Origin of the sequence: Facilibium subflavum, assembly GCF_003574485.1 — a bacterium.
Taxonomy (GTDB): domain Bacteria; phylum Pseudomonadota; class Gammaproteobacteria; order Francisellales; family Francisellaceae; genus Facilibium; species Facilibium subflavum.
The window spans coordinates 1-1,608 of the sequence record NZ_QLIT01000091.1; the positions used below are offsets into that span (position 1 = coordinate 1).

At 41.0% G+C, this 1,608-nt stretch carries 1 protein-coding gene and 2 pseudogenes; 1 reads left to right on the forward strand and 2 read right to left on the reverse strand.

Annotation, left to right across the window (positions count from 1 at the left end; all coding sequences use genetic code 11):
* The first annotated feature begins 138 nt into the window (after positions 1-138).
* Complete coding sequence (locus DNK84_RS06285; protein ID WP_119343700.1) at positions 139-1,164, forward strand: IS30 family transposase; 1,026 nt, start codon at positions 139-141, stop codon at positions 1,162-1,164.
* A gap of 9 nt (positions 1,165-1,173) precedes the next feature.
* Here DNK84_RS06285 and DNK84_RS06290 read toward each other — a convergent pair.
* A pseudogene (locus tag DNK84_RS06290) lies at positions 1,174-1,251 on the reverse strand (IS200/IS605 family transposase); the annotation flags it as partial.
* A gap of 117 nt (positions 1,252-1,368) precedes the next feature.
* Positions 1,369-1,608 (reverse strand): annotated as a pseudogene (locus tag DNK84_RS06295) (IS256-like element IS4502 family transposase); the annotation flags it as partial.

Here is a 1,608-nt window from a genome sequence, read left to right on the forward strand (position 1 = left end):
AACTACCATAGATTATCTTCGGTGGATTCGTATAATAAGTGCATAACCTTTGATAAATAAGGGTAGCAAGAGAGATCGTCTATACTGTGCAAGGCTTAGATGATCAAGTTGCACCCACACAAAATTGGAGGTTATGTTATGGCGTACAAACAATTAAGCCTTGCAGAGAGACATTATATCGAAATTGAGCGCAAAATGGGTAGATCACAGAATAAAATTGCACAATCTTTGCAACGTTCACAAAGTTCTATATCTCGAGAACTGCGGCGCAACAAGGGGCAAAGGGGGTATAGACACAAGCAGGCTCAAAGCTTTACTGACGCAAGGCACATGGATAAAGCAAAACACATGAAGCTTACAGATGGAATTAAAAGGCTGATTAATGGCTATTTAAAGCAAGACTGGAGCCCTGAGCAAATTGCTGGCAGGCTAAGATATGAAGGCATTGTGCATCTGCACCATGAAAGCATTTACCAGTATATTCTGAAGGATAAGCAATCCGGTGGTGCGCTTTATAAGCATTTGAGGCATCAGGGGAAACCCTATAGGAAACGTTATGGCGCATCACGTAATAACCGGCATGGTATTCCCAATAGAGTAGATATTGATAATCGCCCTGAGGTTGCAAATAACCGTGAACGTGTTGGCGATTGGGAAGCTGACACGATTATTGGTAAAAATCATAAAGGCGCAATCGTTACCATTGATGAGCGCAAATCTAAATTCCGCCTGGCATACCCTTTAGGAAGTAAGCATGCAGATAAGGTTGCAACTGCAATTACATGGCTGTTAAACCCGCTTAAGCACATTGTCCATACAATCACGTTTGATAATGGTAAAGAGTTTGCAACACATGAGGAAATTGCGAAAGAACTCGATTGTTCTACTTACTTTGCAAAGCCTTATCACTCATGGGAGCGAGGGCAGAATGAAAATGCGAATGGCTTGCTAAGACAATACTTTCCCAAAGGGATGCAGCTAAACAATGTTTCACTTGAAGCAGTAACTTTAGCAGTTGACAGGTTAAACAGCAGACCAAGAAAGTGTTTGGGGTATAAGACACCTTGCGAAGCACTTTTTGAATTAACGGGCATTAATGCCACGCTTTTCTCCCCTTTTTTGAGAAAGGGAGAAAATTTAGCAGGTTATGCACTTATGACTTGAATTTAGGTTCTTCCTTTTTTTAGGAATAAATACTATGTGATATTTGCAATCCCATCTTGTATGCGACAAACTCTTATAGTCTCTCATCGGCTTGATCCTTTGTTGTGTTGATTCAACAACAAAGGCTACACTAATACTGTAAAGGTCAAACCTTTGGGAGTCACCCCAGCATAGCTGGAGTTATTGTCAAATTTGGTGTATGGCTTAGGCAGCATTTTGTTTATCCTGTTTTATTTTGTCTACTTCGTGCTCAGAAATCCCATCAATAAACTTCACCATATTGACGACTTCAGCTAAACGCTGATAACCTCTTAGTCTCAACCATTTTTTCTCTGCCTGCATTGCCATTTTAAAGAAAGCACAAAGCACTGTTTCTCTGGAATAGCAACCCCTGGCTTGCCTGGTTCGATGCTGTATCGTTGCAAAGGTTGACTCAATTGGTCC